Here is a 23,525-nt window from a genome sequence, read left to right as displayed (position 1 = left end):
TGCGAGCGTGACACTTATCGCGTGTTTTGTAAAGGTGTGAGGACAGCGGCCGGATGACGTTGACGCCGCTGGCGAACGGGCTCTGCTTCGGCGAGGGGCCTCGGTGGTTCGAAGGTCTGCTCTGGTTCTCCGACATGCTCGGCGAAGCGGTGCACACCGTCGACCTGCACGGTGACATGGCGACGCTGCCGCTGCCCGGCCACGCCCCCGCCGGCCTGGGCTTTCGCCCCGACGGTTCGCTGCTGATCTCCTCCACCGAAAAGCGCCAAGTGCTCCGTTATGACGGCGAGAACGTCGCAGCCGTCGCCGATCTGTCCGACACGGCGCCGGCCGGCCTCGGCGACATGGTCGTCGACGACGGTGGGCGCGCGTACGTAGGGTCACAGGCCCGCGAAGGTGGGGTGATCGTGCGACTCGACCCCGACGGCTCGGCCACCGTCGTGGCCGTCGACCTGGAGTTCCCCAATGGCATGGTGATCACGCCGGACGGCGCGACGCTGATCGTCGCGGAGTCGACCGGCAGGCGGCTGACCGCGTACTCCATCGGCGCGGACGGGTCGCTGACCGGTCGCCGCACGTTCGCCGACGGGCTCGACGGGCCGCCGGACGGCATCTGCCTCGACGCCGACGGCGGCGTGTGGACGGCGATGACGCTGGCTCATCGGTTCGCGAGGATCACCGAGGGCGGCACCGTCACCGACCGCATCGACATCGGCGAGCGCATCGCGATCGCCTGCGCGCTCGGCGGACCCGAACGCCGCACGTTGTTCCTGGTGTCCAGCACCGACGCGTATCCGCAGCGGCTGATCGGCACCAAGCTGTCCCGCGTCGATGCCACGACCGTCGACGTCCCGGGAGCGGGTCTGCCGTGACCGACGCCTACTACGAACTCGTCGACGACACCGATCCGCTCGGCGAGAGGTTCCGCGCGACCGATCTCGTGCGCAGCACCTGGTCGGCCGCGATCCAGCACGGTGCGCCGGTGTCCGCGCTTCTGGTGCGGGCGCTCGAGCGCTGCGAGACCCGCGAGGACACCCGGTTGAGCCGGGTGCTGATCGACCTGCTCGGCGGTGTTCCGGCCGAAGGAGACCTGTGGGTCCGGTCGCGAATCGAGCGCGCGGGCAGGCAGATCGAGCTGGTCAGTGCCGAGCTGTTGGCCCAGCGCCCCGACGGCGAGCCCCGACCCGTCGCCAGAGCCAGCGGGTGGCGGTTGAAGACCATCGACACCCGCGCGGTGCAGCATGCGCCGGCGCCTCCGCTGCGTCCGCTCGCGGAGGCGAAAAGCCGTGACATGAAGAAGGACTGGGACCGCAACTACGTCCACAGCCTGGATTGGCGGTGGCTGACCAGGCCGCTGGACGACGGCCCCGGCGAGTCATGGATCCGGCCCGAGGTCGACCTGGTCAACGGTGAGACCATGACGCCGCTGGAGCGGCTGTTCGCGGTCGCCGACGACGCCAACGGCATCGGCACCAAACTCGACATTCGCAAGTGGACGTTCATGAACACCGACCTCGCCGTGCACGTGCACCGTATCCCCGACGGTGAGTGGATCGGCATCCGGGCCGAAACCAGTTACGGGCCAGACGGTATCGGCACCACGCTCGGCACTCTGTTCGACGAACGCGGCGCTGTCGGCGCCATCCAGCAGTCGGTCTTGGTGCGGTCCGTGAGCGGAGTTGGGGTGGGAAACAGCAAGCCCGGCCGGTGATCAGGCGACGACGCAGGCGCCGGTCTCGACGGGCTGACTCGCGCCGACACCCTCGAGCATCAGCGCGAAGATCTGCTTGGCGGTGAGCACGAACCCGGTGTCGGGTTCGTCGACCGCCGCCCCGAAACTGATGCCGAGCACGCGCCGGTCGAGTCCGAGCAGCGGTCCCCCGGACTCGCCCTGCCGGATCGCGCCCCTGATGACGTACACCTCACGCTTCAACGTCGTGGTGCGGTAGATGTCGGGCCCCTGAAGCTCGATGACCTCGCGGATCCTTGCGGGCGTAGCCGTGAACGGCCCGCCACCCGGGTATCCGAGCACCACGGCGTCGGTGCCGGTGATGGCCGGTGTGTCGGCGAATGCCAGCGGCGGCGCCTGCAGGTCGGGCACGTCGAGCACCGCGATGTCCATGTAGGGGTCGAAAACCACCACGGTGGCGGGCTGTTCCCGATCGCCGACCCAGACGCTGACCGTGCCCCCGCCGGCGACGGCGTGTGCGGCCGACATCACCTTGTTGGGCGCGATGACGACTCCGCTGCCCGCCAGCGTCTTCTGGCACGACGGCGCCATGGTCTGGATCCTGACGACGCTGCGCGCGGCCTCGGCGACGACCGCGTTGTCGACCAGCGCGGCGTCGGGTGCGGCGACCGAGGCGATCGCGACGGGACCGGTCGGTTCGGCGTCGACGGCGACGTCCAGGGTTTCAGTGAACCTGCCGCAGCCAGGCACGCCGATCGACAGGGCGATCGCGAGCAGGCAGACCGCGAGTCTTCTCGGCGTCATGGCGGAAACGATAGCTGCCCAGCATCGCGGCAGGCGCGCTCAGTCGACCAGGCGCAATGCCGCGACGGGGCACTGCGTCACGGCCTGCTGCATGCGGTCGCGGTCGGACTCTGGCCGGTCCGGCTCATGGATGACCACGACGCCGTCATCGCCGACCTCGAACACCTCCTCGGCGATCGATTCGCAGATTCCGTGTCCGGTGCACTTGTCGAGGTCGACCGCCACACGCATGCTCACTCCCCTAACGAACGACGGCGGGCAGCCGCTTGACGCCGTGCACGAAGCTGCTGTACAGCAGATCGGGCTCGCCGAACTCGATGCTTTTCAGCCGAGTCAACAACTCGTGGAAGAGGTTTCGCAGTTCCGCTTTGGCCAGCTGACTGCCCAGGCAGTAGTGCGGACCGCCGCCGCCGAACCCCAGGTGCGGATTGGGCGAACGGGTGAGGTCGAATGCGCCGGGAGCGGCGAACACGGCCTCGTCGCGGTTCGCCGAGCAGTAGAACAGGCCGACCTTGTCGCCGGCCACGACCGGATGGCCGTTGATCTCGGTGTCCTCGGTGACAAAGCGTGCGAACTGCAGCACCGGCGACGACCAGCGGATGAATTCCTCGATCGCCGAACCGATCCGACCGTCGAAGTCGGCCATCAGCCAGTCGCGCTGTTCGGGGTGTTCGACGAGCGCCATCATGGCGTGCGTCGTCGCCTGCTTGGTGGTGTCGTTACCCGCCGAGGCGAGCAGGATCAGGAAGGCGCCGATCTCTTCGTCGGTGAGCCGGTGACCGTCGACCTCGGCGTTGACGATGCTGGTCATCAGGTCGTCGCCGGGGTGGGTGCGCCGGAACTTCGCCAGTTCCACGCCGGTGTTCGACAGCAGCGCGATCTGCGCGACGGGGTCGGCCAGGCGTTCGTCCTCGGTGGCGTACTCCTCGTCGCTCATGCCGAACAGCTTCTCCGCGGCATAGGCGACCGCGGGCTGGTCGGCGCTGGGCACACCGAGCATGTCCATGATCGTCAGCATCGGCAGCTTCGCCGAACACGCCGACACGAACTCGACTTCGCCTGCACCGACGAGGTTTTCGACGATGGTGACCGCGTTCTTGTGGATCTGCTCTTCGATCAGCCGGATATTGCGCGGGGTGAACGCCGAGCTGATCAGTCGCCGGTACACGGTGTGCTGCGGCGGATCCATGGTCAGGAAGAACGAGGCGAATCGCTGGATCTCGGCGGGCATCGGGTTCAGCGCCACTCCCTGAGCGGAGCTGAAAAGTTCGGGTTGCTGGCTGACGTGGACGATGTCGGCGCGCCGCGTCAACGCCCAGAATCCGGGCTCTTCCATCGGAAACATCGACGGCAACGGCGGGTGCCAGGTCAACCCGTCGGCGGCACGCAACCGCGCGAACGTCTCGTCGCGAACGGCGAACGGCCGGCTCCAGAACTCTTCCGACGTGATGTCGACGGCACTGTGTTCACGGGCTGGTGTCACCGAATCAGCGTGACACTTCGTCAAAAATTTGTAAAGCTATGACCGTGCCGGTAACCGACGCGGACTCGTCGACGCGGGAACGCATCCTCGCCGCGACCGCGGAGGTGCTCGGCCGCCACGGCATGACGAAGCTCAGCCTGTCCGAAGTCGCGGTGCAGGCGCAGGTTTCCCGGCCCACCCTGTACCGCTGGTTCGCCTGCAAACGTGATCTGCTCGATGCGTTCGTGGTGTGGGAACGCCAGTACTACGAACGCGCAGTGGCCGAGGCGACCGCGCACCTGCCGGTGGGTGAACGACTCGATGCAGCGCTGCGGGTGATCGTCGAGTATCAGCAGTCCTATCCGGGCTTGCGCATGATCGACATCGAACCCGAACAGGTCATCAAGCGGCTCGCCCGCGTCATCCCGCTGATGCGGCAGCGCCTGGAACGGCTCGCGACCGGACCCGACGCCGCACTAGCCGTGTCGACCGCGGTGCGCGTCGCGGTGTCGCACTATCTGGTGCGCAGTGACGACGACGCCGACTTCCTCGCCCAACTCCGTCATGCCGCGCGAGTCAAGCATCACGCGCCTCGAGTTCGGCCATGATCTCGTCGGTGTGCTCCCCGAGCCGCGGTGCGGCCGACCGCGGCTCCCAGGGGGTGCCGTGGAAGTCGGCGGGGGTGGCGACCATCGGTGTACTGCCGTCGCCATCAGGCACGTACACCACTCCACCGGCGGCGTGGAACTGCTCGTCGCCGACCACGTCTTCGAGCGTGTTGATCGGAGACCAGAAGAAATCCGGTTCGGTGGCAAAGGTTTCGGCCCATTCGTCGAGCCGCCTGGTCGCGAATATCTCGTCGAGTGCGGCGATCAGTTCGACGGCGTTGGCGGCGCGCGCCTGCGGGGTGTCGAAGCGCGGATCGGTCAGCCACTCGGGCCGCCCGACAGCGCGGCACAGCGGTGGCCAGTGGCGGCCGGCCTGCAGACCCACGATCCAGAACCGGCGCCCGTCGGCGGCCACGTAGTTGTTCATGCACGGGTTGCCCATGGTTTCGCGCTGACCGATCGCGATGGTGTTTCCGGTGAGCAGGAACGTGTTCAGGTCGAAGCTGACGGTGTAGGCCCCCTGGCGGTACAGCGACGTGCTGACCAACTGCCCGGCGCCGGTGCGGGCCCGGGCGACCAGCGCCGCACACACCGCTGCGGCGAGCGTCATGCCGGCCATGTGGTCGCCCATTCCCCCGCGTTGGAACGGCGGCGTATCACCGGGACGGGTGAGCAGATGCGCCAGCCCCGACCGCGCCCAGAACGCCGCGACGTCGTAGCCCGCCCGGTCGGCATCGGGCCCGTTCTCGCCGTAACCGGTGATCAACCCGTAGACCAGTCGCGGATTGGCCGCTGTCACCGCCGCGAAGTCGAGGCCGATGCGCATGAGCGCCGCAGGTCGGACATTGGTGAGGAAAACGTCTGCGCCAGCGAGCAATTGGCGTACGGTCGCGGCGCCGGCGGCCGAGGTCAGGTCGAGGACGATGCTGCGCGTGCCGCGATTGTCCATCTCGAACGGCGGGTTCGACTCGCCGTCGACGCCCAACATCCGGCCGAACATCCGGCCGGGATCGCCCGCCGGGGGCTCGATCTTCACGACGTCGGCACCCCAGTCCGCGAGTATTCCCCCGGCGGCGGGTCCCGCCACCCACACGCCGAGTTCGACGACCCGCACGCCCTCCAGTGGACCCGCCATCGACACCTTTCTTTACATTCAAGCGGCGATTTGTAAACTGGCGTGGTGAAGCACGCCCCGCCGGCCGTCGGCCTGGCAGCACATCTTGGCCGCGGGATACAACGTATCGCCACCGACACCGCCATCGGGCGTCGGCGATCACTTCCGCGATCCGTGTCCGAACTCGACGAGCCCGCCATGTCGCGGATCATCGGGCGTCGCGTCACGTCGCTGTCGGTGTTGGGCGGTGACGCCGGCACGTCGTCGCGCGCCCGGCTCGCCCTTGTCGGTGACGACGTCCCGTCGACGGTGTTCGTCAAGATGGCGGCCGCGACGGTCGCCACTCGACTGATGGGCGAGATGGGTCGACTGGGGGCGACCGAGACACGCTTCTACCGCGAGTTGTCCCCGCGACTGACCGGAGTTCCGATCTGCTACGGCTCGGCGTTCGACTCGATGACCGGCCGCTATGTGCTCGTGCTGGAAGACCTGACCGCCGGCGAATGCGAGTTCCCCGACACCCTTCATCCGATCGGTGCCGACCGGGCGGCGAAAATCGTCGAACTCCTGGCAAGGCTGCACGCGACGTTCTGGGAACGCGTGCCCGCGTGGCTGTACACCGCGTCGGGCGACACCGCGTCGTTTCTCACCGGACCGCTGCTGAAGACGTCCGCGCGCCGAATGGCCGAGCGAACCGACATCGCGGTCGACGCCGGCCGCTTCATCGACGACAACTACCGCGCCGTGGCACGTCTCATCGACGAGCCGCCCCACACCGTCATGCACGGCGACGCCCATCCGGGCAACATCTACTTCCGAAACGGCGCGGCCGGGTTGTTGGACTGGCAGGCGGTGCGGCGCGGCCATCCCGGCCGGGAACTGGCCTACACCCTGGTCACCAGCATGACGTCGGCCGATCGCCAGGTGCACCAACGCGACCTGCTTGACGTCTACCGTCGAGCGCTGACCGCCTCCGGCGGTCCCGAGCTGGATCGCGACGAGCTGTGGCATCGCTACCGGCAGGGCGCGCTCTACGCCTATGTCGCCGCGCTGATCACCGCCGGTATGGGCGGAATGCAGGCCGAGGGCATCGCGCTCGAAGGTCTGCGCCGGGCAGTGGCGGCGCTGGAAGATCTCGACACGGTGGCCGTACTCCAGAAGTCGATGTGACGAAGGATCTACGATCGGCACGTGAACGAACCGCTGCGCGACACCTCCGGTATCGAGGACACCTCGACGCGGCACCGGATCCTCGTCGCGACAGCGGAGGTGCTGGCCCGCAGCGGACAGACCAAGCTCAGCCTCTCGGAGGTCGCCTTGCAGGCGGGGGTGTCCCGGCCCACGCTCTACCGCTGGTTTGCGTCAAAGGGAGAATTGCTCGACGCGTTCGGTGTCTACGAGCGCGACCTGTTCGACAACGGCATCAGCAAGGCGACGGCCGGTCTGCGGGGCACCGAGAAGCTGGACGCCGCACTGCGGTTCATCGTCGACTACCAGCACTCGTATTCGGGTGTGCGGTTGGTCGACATCGAACCCGAGGTCGTCATCGCCCAACTGACGAAGGTCATCCCGGTGATGCGTGCGCGGTTGCAGAAACTGCTGAGCGGTCCGAACGGAGCGGTCAAGGCAGCGACCGCAATTCGCGTCGCGATCTCGCACTACATCGTGCGCAGTGACGACGATGATCAGTTCCTCGCCCAGTTGCGGCACGCCGCCGGGCTCAAGCCGCAGGGCTGATCGCTCGACTCCGCCGATGGGCTGACACTCGCACAAAAATTTGTAAAGCTGTCCGCATGACCCAGGTACAGACTGACAGCGGTGTGTTGGCCGGCGACGAGCGGATGTTGATCGACGGCGAGTTGCAGACCACCGCCGGCGGAGCGACGTTCGAGGTGATCCATCCGGCCAGCGAGGAGGTCGCGGGCCGGGCCACCGACGGAACGGTCGAGGACATGGCGCGCGCGGTCGGCGCGGCGCGGCGAGCGTTCGACGAGACCGACTGGTCGCGTGATCTGGAGTTCCGCTACCACTGCCTGACCCAGCTGCACGAAGCCCTCGAGCGGAACAAGGAACGGTTGCGCCGGATCCTGATCACCGAGGTCGGCTGCCCGGTCTCGGTGACCGGCAGCCAGATCGAGAGCCCGATCGAAGAGGTCAAGCACTGGGCCGAGCACGGACGCGCGTTCGACTATCTGGTCGACAACGGTGTGCACGACACCCCGCTGGGCCCGGCTCGGCGCAAGATCCACTACGAGCCGGTCGGTGTGGTCGGCGCGATCACCCCGTGGAATGTGCCGTTCTATCTCAACGTCGCCGAGACGGTGCCGGCGTTGATGGCCGGCAATACCGTGGTGCTCAAGCCCGCACAGCTGACCCCCTGGTCGGGCAGTGAGTACGGACGCATCGTGGCCGAGGAAACCGACATCCCCGCCGGCGTGTTCAACGTCGTGGTGTCCAATGCCAACGAGGTCGGGGCCGCGCTGTCGGCCGATCCGCGCGTCGACATGATCACGTTCACCGGGTCGACGGCGACCGGGCGGGCGATCCTGGCCGCGGGCGCGCCGACAGTGAAGAAGACGCTGCTGGAGTTGGGCGGCAAGTCCGCGCACATCGTGCTCGACGACGCCGACTTCAATTCGGCGTTGCCGATGGCGGCGATGATGGCCTGCGTGATGTCGGGACAGTCCTGCATCCTGCCGAGCCGGATCCTGTTGCCGCGCAGCCGCTATGACGAAGGCATCGAGGTTCTCAAGACGATGATGGAGGGCTTCCCGGTCGGCGACCCGTGGACGCCGGGCAACATGCAGGGCCCGCAGATCAGCGAGACTCAGCGCCAGAAGGTTTTGGGTCTTGTCAAGAGCGGCATCGACTCCGGCGCGCGGTTGGTCACCGGCGGAGGCATCCCGGAGAACCTGCCCACCGGCTACTACACCCAGCCGACGCTGCTGGCCGACGTCGACCCCAATTCGCAAGTGGCGCAGGAGGAGATCTTCGGCCCGGTGCTGACCGTCACGCCGTACGACACCGACGACGAGGCGGTCGCGATCGCCAACAACACGATCTACGGCCTGTCCGGCGAAGTGAGCAGCGCCGACGTGGACCGCGCGTTCGCGGTGGCCTGCCGAATGCGCACCGGCAACGTCACGATCAACGGCAAGAGCCACTTCGGCATCAACAGCCCGTTCGGCGGCACCAAGCAGAGCGGTCTGGGATACCGCAACGGCGAAGAGGGTTACAAGGAGTACCTGGAAGCCAAGACCATCGGCATGCCGGACACGGTTGAACCGTGAATCAGGCCCCGAGTGACGAAGCCGAGATCTCCGCGCTGCTGTACCGCTACGCCCGCGCCGTCGACACCAAGGACTGGGAGCTGTACCGCTCGGTGTTCACCGACGACGCGCACATCGACTACTCCTCAGCTGGCGCCGTCGTGGGCAGCCGCGACGAGGTCGTCGACTGGTTCGCCGCGAATTTCGGCGTGATTCCCTGGAGCATGCACTACATCACGAACATCGAAGCCGAGGTCGGCGATGACACCGCGCGGGTCAGGGCGATGTTCTACAACCCGATGCAGCTGCCGGGCATGCCGGAGATGAGTAGCTGCGGCGGCTACTACCACCATGACCTCGTCCGCACGCGGGACGGTTGGCGCAGCCGCCGGCTCGTCGAGGAGAACATCTGGTTCGTCAACGGGCCCACTCAGTAACGCCCAGACCGACGTTTTGGCGGAAAAATGCGAGCAAAACCCGCCAAAGCGTCGGTCTCGAGGCGAGGCGACCAGGCGAGGGGGTCAGCTCTGCGCCGCCAATTGCCCGCAGGCGGCGGCGATCTCACGGCCCCGGGTGTCGCGCACCGTGCACGACACACCCCGCTCGCGAACGCGCCGAACGAACTCGCGCTCTGCGGGCTTGGGACTGGCGTCCCACTCACTGCCGGGCGTCGGATTGAGCGGTATGACGTTGACGTGCGCCAGCGGGCCGAGCGCGCCGTGTAGCCGCTTCCCCAAAAGGTCTGCGCGCCAGGGCTGGTCGTTGACATCGCGAATCAGCGCATACTCGATGGATACTCGCCGGCCCGTCACGTCGGCGTAGTACCGCGCGGCGTCGAGCGCCTCGGACACCTTCCAGCGGTTGTTCACCGGGACCAGCGTGTCGCGAAGTTCGTCGTCGGGGGCGTGCAGCGACAACGCCAGCGTGACGCCGAGCCGTTCGTCGGCGAGCTTGCGGATCGCAGGTGCCAGCCCGACCGTCGACACGGTGACCGAGCGGGCCGAGATGCCGAAGCCGTTCGGAGATGGTGCTGTGATCCTTCGGACCGCGGCCAGCACCCGGTTGTAGTTGGCCAGCGGCTCCCCCATGCCCATGAACACGATGTTGGACAGCCGCCCGCCGCGGGCAGCGGGAGCGATCCCGTCACCATCGCGGTCGCGCAACTCGACCGCAGCGGCGCGTACCTGCTCGAGGATTTCGGCGGTCGACAGGTTGCGCTTGAGGCCGCCCTGGCCCGTCGCGCAGAACGGGCAGGCCATGCCGCATCCCGCCTGCGAGGAGATGCAGACGGTGTTGCGCTGCGGGTAACGCATCAGCACCGACTCGAACGTGGTGCCGTCCACCGCGCGCCACAACATCTTGCGCGTCTCGCCCGCATCGGTCTCGATCTCACGCAGCGCGTCGAGCAGAGTCGGGAACAGCGTCTCTGCGACCTGATCTCGCACGGCGGCCGGCAGGTCGGTCATCTGGTGCGGATCGGCGATCAGCCTGCCGTAGTACTGGTTGGCCAGCTGCTTGCCGCGGAACGCCGGCAGCCCCAGTTCGCCGACGGCGGCGGCGCGGCCATCGGCGTCGAGGTCCGCGAAGTGCCGCGGCGGCATCGCGCGTCGCGGCGGATCGAACACGAGCGGCAGCGCCGCAGGAGAGTCAGCCATGGGGTCCTACCAGTATGCCGGGCCGGGTTACGCCAGCAGCGTCAGCACGATCCAGCCGGCCACCGCAGAGGGCAGCATCGCGTCGATGCGGTCCATGATGCCGCCGTGCCCCGGCAGCAGCGTGCCCATGTCCTTGATCCCGAGGTCGCGTTTGACCTGCGACTCGACCAGGTCGCCGAGCACCCCGGTGATCACCAGCATCAGGCCCAGCGGCACCCCGACCCAGGCGGGCTTGTCCATCAGGAACGTCACCGACAGCACCGCGGCGGTGATGCCGAACAACAGCGAGCCGCCCAGCCCCTCCCAGGACTTCTTCGGGCTGATCGCCGGCGCCATCAGGTGTTTGCCGAACAGCACGCCGGCCACATAACCACCGATGTCGGCGAACACGACGGTGGCGATCACCGTGAACACCCGGCCGCCGCCGTGGTCCTGGAAGATCAGCAGCGCGCTGAAGCTGGCGAAGAACGGCACCCACGTCGCGAGCAGCACCGAGGCGGAGATGTCGCGCAGGTAGTTGACCGGCTGTCGCCGCAGCCCCTGCCCGACGAGGCGCCACACCATGCAGACGACGATCGTCCCGCCGTAGGCGCCGAGCAGCCCTACCGGGCCGAACGGCCACGTCAACCAGATCATCGCCTGGCCGCCGACCAGCAGCGGGACCGCGGGCAGTGCGTAACCGGAGTCGCGTAGCCGGCGGATCACCTCTGCGGTGGCGACCGGAATGAAGACCGCCAGCACAGGCAGCCACCCGATCGGCGCGAACAGCAGCGTGCCGATGGCCACGGCGCCCAGCAGGACACCCACTGCGATCGCCGCGGGTAGGTCACGGCCCGCCCGCGACTTCTTCTTGGGCGGTTCGTCGACCGGCGTCTCTGCCACGGGACCCTTGCGCTGTTCGGTCACTAGACCTCCAGCAGCTCGCCTTCTTTGTGCTTGACCAGCTCGTCGATCTGCGCGCTGTAGGTGTGGGTCAGCTTGTCGAGGTCCTTCTCCGCGCGAGATACGTCGTCCTCGCCCGCCTCGCCCTCCTTTTTGATGCGGTGCAACTCCTCCATCGCCTTGCGACGGATGTTGCGCACCGACACCCTGGCGTCCTCGCCTTTCGCCTTGGCCTGCTTGACCAGCTCGCGGCGTCGCTCCTCGGTCAGCTGCGGAATGGCGACGCGGATGACGTTGCCGTCGTTGGTCGGGTTGACGCCCAGGTCGGAGTTGCGGATCGCGTCCTCGATGTTGCGCAGCTGGTTGGCCTCGTAGGGCTTGATCACCACCAGCCGCGCCTCGGGCACGTTGATGCTCGACAGCTGCGTGATGGGCGTGGCGGACCCGTAATAGTCGACGTTGACGCGCGCGAACATGCCGGGGTTGGCGCGGCCGGTGCGGATCGACGACAGGTCGTCACGCGCCACCGACACCGCCTTCTCCATCTTCTCCTCGGCGTCGAAGAGGGTTTCGTCGATCACGGTGCTTCTCCTTTATCCGCGTGCGCGCCTTCGTCATGCTTCTCGCGTGCACTGCTGTCAGGTGGTGACCAGTGTTCCGATCTTCTCACCCGCGACCGCTCGCGCGATATTGCCATCTGTGAGCAGGTTGAACACCAGGATCGGCATGCCGTTGTCCATGCACAGGCTGAACGCGGTGGCGTCGGCCACCTTCAGGCCGCGGTCGATGATTTCGCGGTGACTGATCGCGGTGAGCAGTTCGGCATCGGGGTGCTGGCGCGGGTCGGCGGTGAAGACGCCGTCGACGGCCTTGGCCATCAGCACCACTTCGGCGCCGATCTCCAGCGCGCGTTGCGCGGCGGTGGTGTCGGTCGAGAAGTACGGCAGGCCCATGCCCGCTCCGAAGATCACCACGCGGCCCTTCTCCAGGTGCCGTACGGCCCGTAGCGGGATGTACGGCTCGGCGACCTGCCCCATCGTGATCGCGGTCTGCACCCGCGTGTCGATACCTTCTTTCTCCAGGAAATCCTGCAGGGCAAGGCTGTTCATGACGGTGCCCAGCATGCCCATGTAGTCGCTTCGGGCGCGCTCCATGCCCCGCTGCTGCAATTGCGCACCGCGGAAGAAATTGCCGCCGCCGATGACGACGGCGACCTGCACACCGCTGCGGACCACTTCGGCGATCTGGCGGGCCACCTGATGGACGACGTCCGGATCCAGGCCTACGTCCCCGCCGCCGAACATCTCGCCGCCGAGCTTGAGCAGGACGCGGCCGTACTTCGGGCGGATCGCGCCGTTGGGACCGGTTGTTGCGGCCGCACCGGCGACGTTGGAATCAGGAGCCGCCGCGCCGGCGACAGAGTTTTCCCGGGGCTCCGGCATCCGACTCCTTCGGGGTCCGCGCTGAGATGCCCCTCATCCTGCCTCATGGCCGGCCGCGCAGCCGCCTCCGGGTCGCGACTCGCCGGGTCAGCCCGGCAGGTGGGCGCTCAGCAGCCAGGCGGGCACCGATTTGCGTCCTTTCGGTTCGTCCCGGACGTCGGTCACCGGGAAGAACTCCTGGAATCCGTCCGGGAACACGGCGTGGATGCGCGCGGGCCTGATCTCGTCGATCGTCCAGTACTTCGAGACGACGTCACGCAGCTCGTCCTCGGTCACCGGGAAGGCCGGGCCCTCGGGCATGCCCGCCTTGTCGAAAACCAGCACGAAGTACGAGGCGCCGGGAGCTGCGGCCCGCACGATCGAGCGCTGATATCCCTCGCGCAGTTCGACCGGCATCGAGTGGAACAACGTCGAGTCGACGATTGTCCCGAACCGCCCGTCGTAACCCCCGAAGTCGCTGATATCGGCCACCTCGAAGCTGGCGCTGGTCAGCCCGCGATTCGCGGCCTCGGCTCTGGCCAGCTCGATCGCCGTTGGCGACTGGTCGAGACCGACCGTCGTGAAACCCCGCTCGGCCAGATACAGGGCGATGGCGGCCTCACCGCACCCGGCGTCGAGCACGTCACCGTGGAATTTGCCCTGTTCGATCAGGGCGGCGAGCTCGGGCTGCGGTTCGCCGATGCTCCACGGCGGTTTCGCGCCGCTCATCTCGGGGGCTTCGCCCTTGTAGGCGCTGTCGAACATCTCGCTGGTGGGTTCGGTCATGACTCGTTGATATCAATCCGGTTGATATATGTCAATATGATTGACATGGATGGGCCGCTTGAGGAACAGCCGCTCGGTTTTCTGCTCTCCCGGGTGGCGAACGCACTGCGCGCCGAGGTCACCACGACGGTTCTGGAACCGCTCGATGTGGCGTTCCCGCAGTACCTGTGCATGCGGATCCTGTCGCAGCACCCCGGTCGGTCCAACGCCGAACTGGCCCGCGATTTCAACGTTTCGCCGCAGGCAATGAACATGGTGCTGCGCGGCCTGCAGGACCGCGGCCTGGTCAGCCGGCCCGCGAGCGTGTCGTCTGGACGCTCACTGCCGGCGCAGCTCACCCGGGAGGGCCGGGAGTTGTTGAAACGCACGGACTCCGGGGTGCGTGCGGCCGAGTGCAAGTTGATGGCGAATCTGACGCAGCGCCAGAAACGGGAGTTCAAGCAGATACTCGCGGCGCTCGGTACGGATTGAAGGTCTGCCAGACTACGGATCATGAGCGGCTCGTATCCGTCCCTGGCCTGCACGGCGCCGCGATGAAGATTGTCCTGGCGCCGGACTCGTTCAAGGAGTCGATGACCGCATCCGAAGCGGTCGCCGCGATGCGGGCCGGTGTGGGGGCGGTGCTGCCGGACGCCGAAGTCGTCGGCGTACCGATGGCGGACGGGGGCGAGGGCACCGTCGACGCCGTCGTCGAGGCGTTGCACGGCCGGCATGTGGACGTCCGGGTCTGCGACGCGCTGGGGCGCACGGTCACCGCCAGGTACGGCTATGTGCCGCTGCGTCAGCTCGCGGTGATCGAGGTGGCAGCGGCCGCGGGCTTGGAACGCATTCCACCGGACCAGCGAGACGTCCTGCGCGCCAGCACATTCGGTGTGGGCGAATTGATCCGGTCCGCCTTGGATCGCGGCGCCGAGGATTTCCTGATCGGGTTGGGCGGCTCGGCGACCAACGACGGCGGGGCCGGAATGCTCACCGCCCTGGGCGCAAAGTTTCTCGACACCGACGGGCGGCCGCTGGCGCCTGGCGGCGCGGCCCTCGAGCACCTCGAGCGCATCGACCTGACCGGTCTCGATCCACGCGTGCGCGATGTGCGCATCCGCGTGGCCTCCGACGTCACCGCACCGCTGCTCGGGCCCAGCGGCGCCAGCGCGGTGTTCGGGCCGCAGAAAGGAGCCGGTCCAGCCGACGTGGCGCGACTGGAGGCGGGATTGTCTCGGCTGGCGGCGGTCGCTTCCGCGACGCTCGGTGGCACGCGGCCGGCGCTGCCGGGAGCTGGCGCCGCGGGCGGCCTGGGTTTCGCGCTCGTCGAATTCCTCAGCGCGACAAACAGATCTGGTGTCGAAGAGGTCGCCGAAACCGTCGGGCTGCAGCGCGCGTTGCAGGGCGCTGACTGGGTGTTCACCGGCGAGGGCAGCGTCGACGCGCAGACCGTCATGGGTAAGACACCCTTCGGCGTCGCTGCGGCCGCGGTGCGCGCCGGCGCGCGAGTGATCATCTTCGCCGGCCGGGTCGCAGCGGACGCCGCGGTGTTACTGGACCATGGCGTCGAACGACTCGTCGCGATCACCGCCGAAGGCACGCCGATCGAGCGGGCACTGCGGGAGGGCGCCGAGTCGCTGACCCGCGCGGTGGCCGAGGTCTGCCGCGACCTTTCCTAGCGAAACTCAGTCCTGGATGCGTCGCCAGGGGCGGGCGTGTTCGAGCTCGTACGCCAATTGGAGCAGTCGGCCCTCCTGGCCCCACGGCGCGGCGAACATCATGCCGACCGGCAGACCCGACGCGGATTCCGCGAGGGGCAGCGAGATGGCGGGCTCGCCGGTGGCGTTCTGCAGAGGCGTGAACGCCACCCACTCGACCAGCCGGTCGATGATCTGCTGGTAGTCGAGGGTGGGATCGAGGTGACCGATCCGCGGCGTGACGTCGGCCAGCGTCGGAGTCAGCACCACGTCATAGGTCTGGGTGACCCGCGCGGTGATCCGCCGCATCCGCGACAGCCGCGCGATCGCCGACGGCAGCCGGTGCAGGTTCCGCGACGCGTGGCGGTCGAGGCCGAGTGTCAGGTTGTCGAGACGTTCGCGGTCGAAGCTGGGCCCGAGCGTGCGGCGTCCACTGCGCACGAGCGCGAATGCCAGGAACGACCAGTAGAGCAGGAAGTCGGCCATGAAGTGTGGCGGCACGGGATTGTCGATCGTGGTGACCCGATGGCCCAACTCCTCCAGCAACGCGGCCGTCTTGAGCGTGAGCTCGCGCACCTCCGGACTGGCCTCCCGCGTGATCGATTGGGTGCACACCGCGATGCGCAACCGCTGCGCTTCGGGGCCTGTGACGTCGCCGATCGCGGGCAGCCGCGGGTTGCGATAGACCCGCTCCATCTCGCGGTAGAACGCCGCGGTGTCGCGCACGGAGCGCGTCACCACGCCGTTGGCGACGATGCGCAGCGGCATCTGTCGCAGTTTGCGGTCGAGCGGCAAGCGGCCACGCGACGGTTTGAGACCCACCAATCCGTTGCAGGAGGCGGGGATCCGGATCGAGCCGCCGCCGTCGTTGGCATGGGCGATCGGCACCGCCCCGGCAGCGACGAACGCGGCGGAGCCCGACGACGACGCTCCCGCGGTGTGCTCGGGGTTCCACGGATTGCGTACCGGGCCGAGCCGGGGATGCTCGGCCGACGCGCTGAAGCCGAACTCGGACATCTGCGTCTTGCCCAGCGGGGCCAGGCCCGTCGCGAGGAACGAGCGCGCGAAGTCACCGTCGGCCCGCTCCGGACGCGGAGCCCACGCGTCGGTGCCGTTCATCGTCGGCATGCCCTCGACCGCGACGTTGTCCTTCAGGTACGACGGCACGCCGTCGAAGTAGCCGCCGTACGGACGCGGCGCGACGGCGCGACTCCGGGCCCGATCGAACGCCGGGTACGCCAGGCCGTTCAGCGTCGGGTTGACGACCTCGGTGCGGGCGATCGCTGCCTCGACGAGTTCGCCGCGCGAAACCGCACCGGCGGCCAGCTGTTCGACGAGACCGACTGCATCAAAGTCGCCCAGGGCGTCGTCGCCGAAGGCGTATATGCGACTCATGCGGATGACGGTACCAAGTCGTACCACCTCGCTGAGCCGGAGTGCCCGCATTGCTTCCTACGCGCGAGATTGCATCCAGGGTCGTGGCGCAGCAGCAGCCGTGAATGCAATCTCGCCCGTAGTCCGAGAACGGGAAAGACCCCCAGAGTCCTGAGGGTCTTTCGCGCAAGCACGCGAGGCTTACGCCTGGCCGACCTCGAAACGAACGAACCGCGTCACGGTCACGCCGGCCTCGTCCAGCAGCGCCTTGACCGTCTTCTTGCTGTCGGACACCGACGGCTGGTCGAGGAGCACGACGTCCTTGTAGAAGCCGGTGACACGGCCGTCGACGATCTTCTGCAGCGCCTGCTCGGGCTTGCCCTCGTTGCGGGCGGTCTCCTCGGCGATGCGGCGCTCGTTGGCGACGATGTCCTCGGGCACATCCTCGCGGGTGAGGTACTTGGCCTTCAGCGCGGCGATCTGCAGCGCGACGGCATGGGCAGCATCCTTGTTGCCGCCCTCGTACTCCACCAACACCCCCACGGCCGGCGGCAGGTCCGCGGCGCGCTTGTGCAAGTAGGCCTCGACAGTGCCGTCGAAGTAGGCGACGCGGCGCAGCTCGAGCTTCTCGCCGATCTTGGCCGACAGGTCGGCGATGACCTGCTCGACCGTCGTATCGCCGATCTTGGCGGCTTTGAGCGCGTCGACGTCGTTCGCCTTGGCGGCCGCCGCCGCAGCGACGATCTGCTCGGCGACCGACTGGAACTCCGCGTTCTTGGCGACGAAGTCGGTCTCGGAGTTCAACTCGATCAGTGCGCCGTCCTTCGCGGCGACCAAACCCTCGGCGGTCGCGCGCTCGGCACGCTTGCCGACATCCTTGGCGCCCTTGATGCGCAGCAACTCGACGGCCTTGTCGAAATCGCCGTCGGCCTCGACGAGCGCGTTCTTGCTGTCGAGCATGCCGGCGCCGGTCAGCTCCCGCAGTCGCTTGACGTCGGCGGCGGTGTATTTGGCCATATCAGCTCTCCCTAAGCGTCTGGGGTTTTCGGTTCGGTCTGGACTTCGGCCTCGGGCGTGCCGGGCTCGGCACCCGCGGCGGTGGGTGAGGCGGTCACGGTGCTCGTCGCGGTCGCCAGCAGCTCCTGCTCCCACTCGGCGAGCGGCTCGGCGGCGTCGGCATCGGGCTTGTCGCCGTCACGGCCCACGCCTGCGCGGGCCTGCAGACCCTCGGCGACCGCGGCGGCGATCACCTTGGTCAGCAGTGCGGCCGAGCGAATCGCGTCGTCGTTGCCCGGGATCGGGTAGTCGACGAGATCGGGGTCGCAGTTGGTGTCGAGGATCGCAATGACCGGGATACCGAGCTTGCGGGCCTCGCCGACGGCGATGTGCTCCTTGTTGGTGTCGACGACCCACACCGCCGAGGGCACCTTGGCCATGTCCCTGATACCACCCAGCGAGCGCTCCAGCTTGTTCTTCTCGCGGGTCAGCATCAGGATTTCCTTCTTGGTGCGCCCCTCGAAGCCGCCGGTCTGCTCCATCGCCTCGAGTTCCTTGAGACGCTGCAGCCGCTTGTGCACGGTCGAGAAGTTGGTGAGCATGCCGCCCAACCAGCGCTGGTTCACATACGGCATGCCGACACGGGTGGCCTCTTCGGCGATCGACTCCTGAGCCTGCTTCTTGGTGCCGACGAACATGATCGTGCCGCCGTGCGCGACGGTTTCCTTGACGAACTCGTACGCCTTGTCGATGTAGGTCAGCGTCTGCTGCAGATCGATGATGTAGATGCCGTTGCGGTCGGTGAAGATGAACCGCTTCATCTTGGGATTCCAGCGACGGGTCTGGTGCCCGAAGTGGGTGCCGCTGTCGAGCAGCTGTTTCATGGTCACAACAGCCATGAGTCCATGGTTCCTTTGTGTTGTCGGTTGACGCCGGCGTCGGGGTGACGCCAAGCCCTGGTGCCCGCTCGGAATGCCAGACCCGTCCGGGGACGGGACCGACGGCATCCGGGATACGACCTTGCAAGAACCGGGTCGTGGTGCAGACACGCGAAGTCAGCCCGCGCAAGCGAGCTGCGGTTAGCAGTTTACACGGTGCGCAGGGGTGGTTTTTCCACACTGACCTGGCGATCCACAGAACGGCGCGCGGGACTGGCGCCGAGCGCCCTCAATGCGCTGAGCTGGGCAGATGCGCTCCACGGTGATTTTTCTCGTCGCGCTGGTCCTCGGGCCGGTGTGGGCGGCCCCCGCGGCGGCCGCCGGTGATCGGCTCGACTGGCCGCTGCGGCCGCGTCCGGAGGTGACGCGGACGTTCGACGCGCCGTCACCGAACTGGACACCCGGTCATCGCGGCGTCGACCTGGCGGCGGGGCCAGGTCAATCGGTGTACGCGGCGGCGGAGGGGACGGTCGTGTTCGCCGGCCAGCTGGCCGGCAGGCCCGTCGTCTCGGTCGCGCACCCCGGCGGGCTGCGCACCAGCTACGAACCGGTCCGCCCGACGGTTCGGCCGGGGCAGCGCGTCGCGCCCGGAGCGGTCATCGGCGTGCTGCAAGCCGGACATCCCGGCTGCCCGACGCAGGCCTGTCTGCACTGGGGCGCGATGTGGGGGCGAGCCGCCAACGCCGACTACGTCGACCCGCTGGGCCTCGTCGCCAGCACCCCCATCCGCCTGAAACCGACGCACAGGTGATCCCGCGCGAGCGACCGTGTTCCCCTACTCCCCAGCTTGCGCGTGGGCCCAGCGGTGTGGGCCCAGTACGCGACAAGCCGACGAATGCTGTACGGCAGCGGTCGCTCACAGCCGGTGAGAAGCCGCATACCGTCGAAGCCGTGACCACCGCAGCCCACCGATCCCGCCGTACGCGATTCGGCTTGACCGCCGGCGTACCCCGCGCCGGCGAGCAGGCCCGCGAATTCGCCCGGGCCGTCGACGCCGCCGGGTTCGACGTGCTGACCTTCGCCGACCACCTGGGGCCACTGGCGCCGCCGTTCACCAGCGCGACAGCCGCGGCGATGGCGACCGAACGTCTGCACGTCGGAACCTTGGTGCTCAACAACGACTTTCGTCATCCCGTCGAGACCGCACGCGAATCGGCCGGTGTCGCGCTCGTTTCGGACGGGCGCTTCGAACTCGGCATCGGCGCCGGGCACATGAAATCGGAGTACGACGCCGCGGGCATCCCGTTCCACAACGGCGCCACCCGGGTGTCGCGGTTGGAGGAGGCCGCCGGGCTGATTCGCATATTGCTCGATGGTGGGCCCGTCGACCTCGACGGCAGGCACTACTGTGTGCGGGCCAACGCGGGTCAGCTCCTGCCGCGTCCGCCGCGACGCGTCCCAATGCTCATTGGCGGCAACGGAACTCGGGTCCTGCAACTCGCGGGGCGCCTTGCCGACATCGTCGGGCTCGCCGGGATCTCCCACAATCGCGACGCCACCGAGGTCCGGCTGAGCCACTTCGGCGCGGCGGGACTCGCGGACCGCATCGCGGTGGTCCGCGAGGCCGCGGGCCGACGATTCGAGGAGGTCGAAATCAACGCGCTGATCCAGGCTGTCGTCGTCACCGACAAACCGCGGCAGGCCGCCGAGGAACTGGCCGCCGCGATCGGCAGCGCCTCGCCCGGCGAACTTCTGGAATCGCCGTTCGTCTTGATCGGCAGACCCGAGCAGATGGCCGAGCAGCTCGTGCAACGACAGCAGCGGTTCGGTGTCAGCTACTGGACGGTGTTCGACGAGCTGCCGGGGCGGCCGTCGGCGCTGCCCGACATCGCCGAAGTCATCAAACTGCTTCGCAACTAGGGATTTCGATCACGCCCGCGGGTGGGCCTGGTCGTGCACGGCCCGCAGCCGTGCGACCGTGACATGCGTGTAGAGCTGCGTGGTGGCCAGCGTCGAATGGCCGAGCAGTTCCTGCACCACGCGCAGGTCGGCGCCGCCCTCGAGCAGATGGGTCGCGGCGCTGTGCCGCAGCCCGTGCGGCCCGATGTCCGGCGCGCCGTCGACCGCGCCGACGGTCTGATGCACGACGGTGCGCGCCTGTCGCGGATCGAGCCGACGCCCGCGCGCACCCAACAGCAGGGCCGGTCCCGAATCCGCCGTCGCGAGCTGGGGCCTACCGTCGTCGAGCCACGCCGTCAGCGCCGCCTGCGCGGGCACACCGAACGGCACGGTGCGCTGTTTGTCGCCCTTGCCCAGCACCCGCAGCAGGCGCCGCGACGTGTCGATGTCGTCGACATCCAAGCCGCACAGCTCGCTGACGCGAATTCCGGTGGCGTACAACAGCTCCACGATCAGCTGATCGCGAATCGCCAACGGATCACCCTGCTGTGCACCGGATTTCGCAGCGGCCATCGCGCCGAGGGCCTGATCTTGGCGCAGCACCGCGGGCAGCGTCCGACGAGCCTTGGGTACCTGCAGCCGGTTGGCCGGATCGCTCGTCATCAACCCGCGCCGGACCGCCCACGCGGTGAACGTCTTCACCGCCGACGTGCGCCGCGCCAGCGTCGTGCGCGCCGCGCCCGCGGCCGCCTGCGCGGCCAGCCAGGACCGCAGCACCGGCAGATCCAAACCCGCCGGGCCGGCGTCTCCCCCGCGGTCGGCCACGAACTCGAACAGCGACCGGAGGTCGCCGAGATAGGCGCGGCGGGTGTGCTCGGAGCGGCCACGCTCCAGCGCGAGGTACTCGTCGAACTCCTCGAGGACGGCATCCACCTCCTCACCGTCGCAGAAGCCGACCGCAACGCTCAGGTGACGCGCCGCAGTGTGTCGGGAGTGAGATCGGCCAGCGTGGGATAACCGTCGACGGCCATTGTCAGATCCGCCTCGGCGAGCAAGGAGCGCAGCACATGCACGACGCCGTCCACCCCGCCGAGTGCCAGCCCGTACGCATACGGCCGCCCGATCCCGACTGCGGTGGCGCCCAGCGCGAGCGCCTTGACGATGTCGGCGCCGCTGCGGATACCCGAGTCGAACAGCACAGGCAGCCCGTCGACCGCCTCCACCACGCCCGGCAGGCAGTCGATGGCCGCCAACCCGCCGTTGGCCTGCCGTCCACCGTGGTTGGAGCAGTAGATCGCATCGACGCCGCCGTCCTTGGCGCGCCGCGCGTCGTCGGGATGGCAGATGCCCTTGACGATGAGCGGCAGGTCGGTCAGCGAGCGCAGCCACGGCAGGTCGTCCCACGTCAGCGGATTTCCGAAGAGCCCGACCCAATGCAAGACCGTGGCTTGCGGGTTCTCCTCGGGCGGCTGCTGCAGTCCGGCGCGGAAGACCGGGTCGCTGGTGTAGTTCGCCAGACAGCGGCCGCGCAGCTGCGGGAAGTTCGACGTGGACAGGTCACGGGGTCGCCAGCCCGGCACCCAGGTGTCGAGGGTGACGATGATCCCTTTGTATCCGGCGGCCTCGGCGCGGTGGACGAGGCTGGCGGCCAAGTCGCGGTCGGTGGGCGTGTACAGCTGGAAAAAGCCTGGTGTGTCGCCGAATTCGGCCGCGACGTCTTCAAGCGGGTCCTCGGTGAGCGTCGACACGACCATCGGCACGCCGGTGCGCGCCGCGGCGCGGGCGGTGGCGAGGTCGCCGTGCCCGTCCTGGGCGCAGATGCCGATCACACCGACCGGCGCCATGAACACCGGCGACGGCAACGTCATGCCGAACAGGTTGATCGACAGGTCGCGTTCGCGGGTCGCGCGGAACATCCGGGGCATCAGGCCCCAGTTGTCGAACGCGGTGCGGTTCAGTCGCTGTGTGCGCTCGTCCCCCGCTCCGCCCGCGACGTAGGAATACACCGACGGCGGCATGGCCGACTCCGCCTTGGCCTCCCACTCCGCGAACGTCATCGGCAGCTTCGGCACGATTCCGGACAGGCCCTGCAGATAGATCTCGAACTGGTAGTTACCGAACGTCATGCGGTCAGCGTGCCAGGCGGGGTCTCACGCGTTGGCCCGTTCTTCAGCCTTGGCCAGTTCGGCCTTCCACTGGCGGAAGGTCTCCTCCGTGCGGCCACGGCGCCAGTACCCCGAGATGGACGACGCCCACTTGGCCGGCACACCCCGCTCCTTGCGGATGTAGGGGCGCAAATTGTGCATGACCGTCTGCGCCTCACCGTGGATGAAGACCTGCACCTGACCCGGCAGCCACGGCGTCTCCTTGACCGCGGCGATCAGCGGGGCGTGGTCACCGGCCTGATCCTCGGGCACCAGGTCGGCACGGCCACCGCGGTAGATCCAGCGCACCTCTACGCCGTCGGGTTTCTTCAGCGGGACCTCGTCGTCGGGTCCTGCGACTTCGATGAAGACGCGGCCAATTGCATTGTCGGGCAACGCTTCCAATGCCGCACTGATGGCCGGTACAGCTGCCTCGTCGCCGGCCAGCAGGTGCCAGTCCGCGGCGGGGTCGGGTGCATATGCTCCGCTAGGACCCATCAGGTACGCGGGTTGACCGGGCACCGCCGAGGCCGCCCACGGTCCCGCGACGCCGTGCTCGCCGTGCACCACGAAGTCGATGGAGAGCTCGCGGCGCTCGGAGTCGACGTGACGCACGGTGTAGGTGCGCACCGTCGGCCGCTGCTCGGGCGGTAGCGACGAGAAGCTGTCCATGGTCAGCGGCTGCGGCAGGCTCGCGACGTCGATGTCCGGGTTCACGATCACGATCTTGACGTAGGCGTCGGTGAACTCGTTCGGGGTGAACGTGTCGAATCCGCGGCCACCCAGCACCACCCGGATGAGATGCGGTGTCAACTGCTCGGTGCGCACCACCTCGAAGGTGTGTATCGGACGCCCTGCCACGTGATC

At 68.2% G+C, this 23,525-nt stretch carries 26 protein-coding genes; 11 read left to right on the top strand and 15 right to left on the bottom strand.

The features are described 5' to 3' along the window. Nucleotides 1-53 precede the first annotated feature (53 nt). Entirely contained in the window at nucleotides 54-872 is an 819-nt protein-coding gene (locus tag AU188_RS14855; protein WP_059164461.1) for an SMP-30/gluconolactonase/LRE family protein, read from the top strand. Then, nucleotides 869-1,711, top strand: coding sequence for a thioesterase family protein (locus AU188_RS14850; RefSeq protein ID WP_059164460.1), 843 nt, complete (start codon nucleotides 869-871; stop codon nucleotides 1,709-1,711). The genes AU188_RS14855 and AU188_RS14850 overlap by 4 nt, the downstream gene beginning before the upstream one ends. Here the strand turns inward: AU188_RS14850 and AU188_RS14845 are convergent, their stop codons facing one another. The 3 genes from AU188_RS14845 to AU188_RS14835 are packed head-to-tail and all read right to left on the bottom strand — an operon-like array spanning nucleotide 1,712 to nucleotide 3,977. Beyond that, nucleotides 1,712-2,494: a MarP family serine protease gene (locus AU188_RS14845; RefSeq protein ID WP_059164459.1), complete on the bottom strand. Its 783-nt coding sequence runs from the start codon at nucleotides 2,492-2,494 to the stop codon at nucleotides 1,712-1,714. A 39-nt stretch (nucleotides 2,495-2,533) separates the two neighbouring features. Further along, nucleotides 2,534-2,725 (bottom strand): ferredoxin, encoded by a 192-nt coding sequence (locus AU188_RS14840; protein WP_059164458.1) that lies wholly within the window; start codon nucleotides 2,723-2,725, stop codon nucleotides 2,534-2,536. 10 nt (nucleotides 2,726-2,735) lie between these two features. Beyond that, nucleotides 2,736-3,977: a cytochrome P450 gene (locus AU188_RS14835; RefSeq protein ID WP_059164457.1), complete on the bottom strand. Its 1,242-nt coding sequence runs from the start codon at nucleotides 3,975-3,977 to the stop codon at nucleotides 2,736-2,738. A gap of 38 nt (nucleotides 3,978-4,015) precedes the next feature. Here AU188_RS14835 and AU188_RS14830 point away from each other — a divergent pair, with 38 nt between their 5' ends. Then, nucleotides 4,016-4,564 (top strand): TetR/AcrR family transcriptional regulator, encoded by a 549-nt coding sequence (locus tag AU188_RS14830; RefSeq protein ID WP_059164456.1) that lies wholly within the window; start codon nucleotides 4,016-4,018, stop codon nucleotides 4,562-4,564. Here AU188_RS14830 and AU188_RS14825 read toward each other — a convergent pair. Next, entirely contained in the window at nucleotides 4,533-5,699 is a 1,167-nt protein-coding gene (locus AU188_RS14825) for a CaiB/BaiF CoA transferase family protein (protein WP_059164455.1), read from the bottom strand. The two genes, AU188_RS14830 and AU188_RS14825, sit on opposite strands and share 32 nt — an antisense overlap. Before the next feature lie 45 nt (nucleotides 5,700-5,744). Here AU188_RS14825 and AU188_RS14820 point away from each other — a divergent pair, with 45 nt between their 5' ends. The 4 genes from AU188_RS14820 to AU188_RS14805 are packed head-to-tail and all read left to right on the top strand — an operon-like array spanning nucleotide 5,745 to nucleotide 9,384. After that, complete coding sequence (locus tag AU188_RS14820) at nucleotides 5,745-6,848, top strand: phosphotransferase (RefSeq protein WP_059164746.1); 1,104 nt, start codon at nucleotides 5,745-5,747, stop codon at nucleotides 6,846-6,848. A 21-nt stretch (nucleotides 6,849-6,869) separates the two neighbouring features. After that, nucleotides 6,870-7,415: a TetR/AcrR family transcriptional regulator gene (locus AU188_RS14815; RefSeq protein WP_059099693.1), complete on the top strand. Its 546-nt coding sequence runs from the start codon at nucleotides 6,870-6,872 to the stop codon at nucleotides 7,413-7,415. A 56-nt stretch (nucleotides 7,416-7,471) separates the two neighbouring features. Then, nucleotides 7,472-8,968, top strand: a complete 1,497-nt coding sequence (locus AU188_RS14810; protein ID WP_059164454.1) for an aldehyde dehydrogenase family protein — start codon at nucleotides 7,472-7,474, stop codon at nucleotides 8,966-8,968. Continuing rightward, nucleotides 8,965-9,384: a nuclear transport factor 2 family protein gene (locus AU188_RS14805; protein ID WP_059164453.1), complete on the top strand. Its 420-nt coding sequence runs from the start codon at nucleotides 8,965-8,967 to the stop codon at nucleotides 9,382-9,384. Before AU188_RS14810 ends, AU188_RS14805 begins: the two co-directional genes overlap by 4 nt. A gap of 84 nt (nucleotides 9,385-9,468) precedes the next feature. On the opposite strand, the gene rlmN is transcribed toward AU188_RS14805, so the two are convergent. The 5 genes from rlmN to AU188_RS14780 all read right to left on the bottom strand — a co-directional run bounded on the left by rlmN (nucleotide 9,469) and on the right by AU188_RS14780 (nucleotide 13,691). Beyond that, entirely contained in the window at nucleotides 9,469-10,602 is a 1,134-nt protein-coding gene (gene rlmN / locus AU188_RS14800; protein WP_059164452.1) for a dual-specificity RNA methyltransferase RlmN, read from the bottom strand. 27 nt (nucleotides 10,603-10,629) lie between these two features. After that, complete coding sequence (locus tag AU188_RS14795; protein WP_059164451.1) at nucleotides 10,630-11,508, bottom strand: phosphatidate cytidylyltransferase; 879 nt, start codon at nucleotides 11,506-11,508, stop codon at nucleotides 10,630-10,632. Further along, the gene (gene frr, locus AU188_RS14790) at nucleotides 11,508-12,065 is read right to left on the bottom strand and encodes a ribosome recycling factor (protein ID WP_059164450.1); all 558 of its coding nucleotides are present in this window, start codon (nucleotides 12,063-12,065) and stop codon (nucleotides 11,508-11,510) included. The genes AU188_RS14795 and frr overlap by 1 nt, the downstream gene beginning before the upstream one ends. Nucleotides 12,066-12,122: 57 nt before the next feature. Further along, a complete protein-coding gene (gene pyrH / locus AU188_RS14785) occupies nucleotides 12,123-12,926 on the bottom strand; it encodes a UMP kinase (protein ID WP_059164449.1) in 804 nt (267 codons plus the stop codon). Nucleotides 12,927-13,013: 87 nt separating this feature from the next. Further along, on the bottom strand, nucleotides 13,014-13,691 hold the full coding sequence (locus AU188_RS14780) for a class I SAM-dependent methyltransferase (RefSeq protein WP_059164448.1): 678 nt from the start codon (nucleotides 13,689-13,691) through the stop codon (nucleotides 13,014-13,016). Between the two features lie 36 nt (nucleotides 13,692-13,727). On the opposite strand from AU188_RS14780, the gene AU188_RS14775 reads away from it, so the two are divergent. Next, nucleotides 13,728-14,162 carry a MarR family winged helix-turn-helix transcriptional regulator gene (locus tag AU188_RS14775; RefSeq protein ID WP_059164447.1) on the top strand — a complete coding sequence of 145 codons (435 nt, stop codon included), beginning with the start codon at nucleotides 13,728-13,730 and terminating at the stop codon, nucleotides 14,160-14,162. 62 nt (nucleotides 14,163-14,224) lie between these two features. Beyond that, nucleotides 14,225-15,349, top strand: a complete 1,125-nt coding sequence (locus tag AU188_RS14770; RefSeq protein ID WP_059164446.1) for a glycerate kinase — start codon at nucleotides 14,225-14,227, stop codon at nucleotides 15,347-15,349. Between the two features lie 6 nt (nucleotides 15,350-15,355). Here AU188_RS14770 and AU188_RS14765 read toward each other — a convergent pair whose 3' ends face one another. The 3 genes from AU188_RS14765 to rpsB form a co-directional block, all read right to left on the bottom strand. Beyond that, the gene (locus AU188_RS14765; protein ID WP_059164445.1) at nucleotides 15,356-16,762 is read right to left on the bottom strand and encodes an amidase; all 1,407 of its coding nucleotides are present in this window, start codon (nucleotides 16,760-16,762) and stop codon (nucleotides 15,356-15,358) included. Nucleotides 16,763-16,942: 180 nt separating this feature from the next. Next, entirely contained in the window at nucleotides 16,943-17,758 is an 816-nt protein-coding gene (gene tsf / locus AU188_RS14760; protein WP_059164444.1) for a translation elongation factor Ts, read from the bottom strand. Nucleotides 17,759-17,769: 11 nt separating this feature from the next. After that, complete coding sequence (gene rpsB, locus AU188_RS14755; RefSeq protein ID WP_059164443.1) at nucleotides 17,770-18,636, bottom strand: 30S ribosomal protein S2; 867 nt, start codon at nucleotides 18,634-18,636, stop codon at nucleotides 17,770-17,772. A gap of 289 nt (nucleotides 18,637-18,925) precedes the next feature. Between rpsB and AU188_RS14750 the strand changes: the two genes are divergently transcribed. Both AU188_RS14750 and AU188_RS14745 read left to right on the top strand, forming a co-directional pair. Next, on the top strand, nucleotides 18,926-19,426 hold the full coding sequence (locus AU188_RS14750; protein WP_082686639.1) for a M23 family metallopeptidase: 501 nt from the start codon (nucleotides 18,926-18,928) through the stop codon (nucleotides 19,424-19,426). Between the two features lie 140 nt (nucleotides 19,427-19,566). Beyond that, entirely contained in the window at nucleotides 19,567-20,535 is a 969-nt protein-coding gene (locus AU188_RS14745; protein ID WP_059164442.1) for a TIGR03621 family F420-dependent LLM class oxidoreductase, read from the top strand. 9 nt (nucleotides 20,536-20,544) lie between these two features. Here the strand turns inward: AU188_RS14745 and AU188_RS14740 are convergent, their stop codons facing one another. Genes AU188_RS14740 through AU188_RS14730 form a run of 3 tightly spaced genes read right to left on the bottom strand, consistent with a single transcriptional unit; the run spans nucleotide 20,545 to nucleotide 23,519 of the window. After that, complete coding sequence (locus AU188_RS14740; RefSeq protein WP_059164441.1) at nucleotides 20,545-21,447, bottom strand: tyrosine recombinase XerC; 903 nt, start codon at nucleotides 21,445-21,447, stop codon at nucleotides 20,545-20,547. Between the two features lie 32 nt (nucleotides 21,448-21,479). Beyond that, nucleotides 21,480-22,640 (bottom strand): lactate 2-monooxygenase, encoded by a 1,161-nt coding sequence (locus AU188_RS14735; RefSeq protein ID WP_059164440.1) that lies wholly within the window; start codon nucleotides 22,638-22,640, stop codon nucleotides 21,480-21,482. A gap of 24 nt (nucleotides 22,641-22,664) precedes the next feature. Then, entirely contained in the window at nucleotides 22,665-23,519 is an 855-nt protein-coding gene (locus AU188_RS14730; protein WP_059164744.1) for a siderophore-interacting protein, read from the bottom strand. Nucleotides 23,520-23,525 lie beyond the last annotated feature (6 nt).

This window comes from Mycobacterium sp. IS-3022, from assembly GCF_001500065.1.
In the GTDB taxonomy this organism is placed as follows: domain Bacteria; phylum Actinomycetota; class Actinomycetes; order Mycobacteriales; family Mycobacteriaceae; genus Mycobacterium.
The sequence above is the reverse complement of the archived record's forward strand: the minus strand, read 5'-3'. Positions and strand labels throughout refer to the sequence as shown.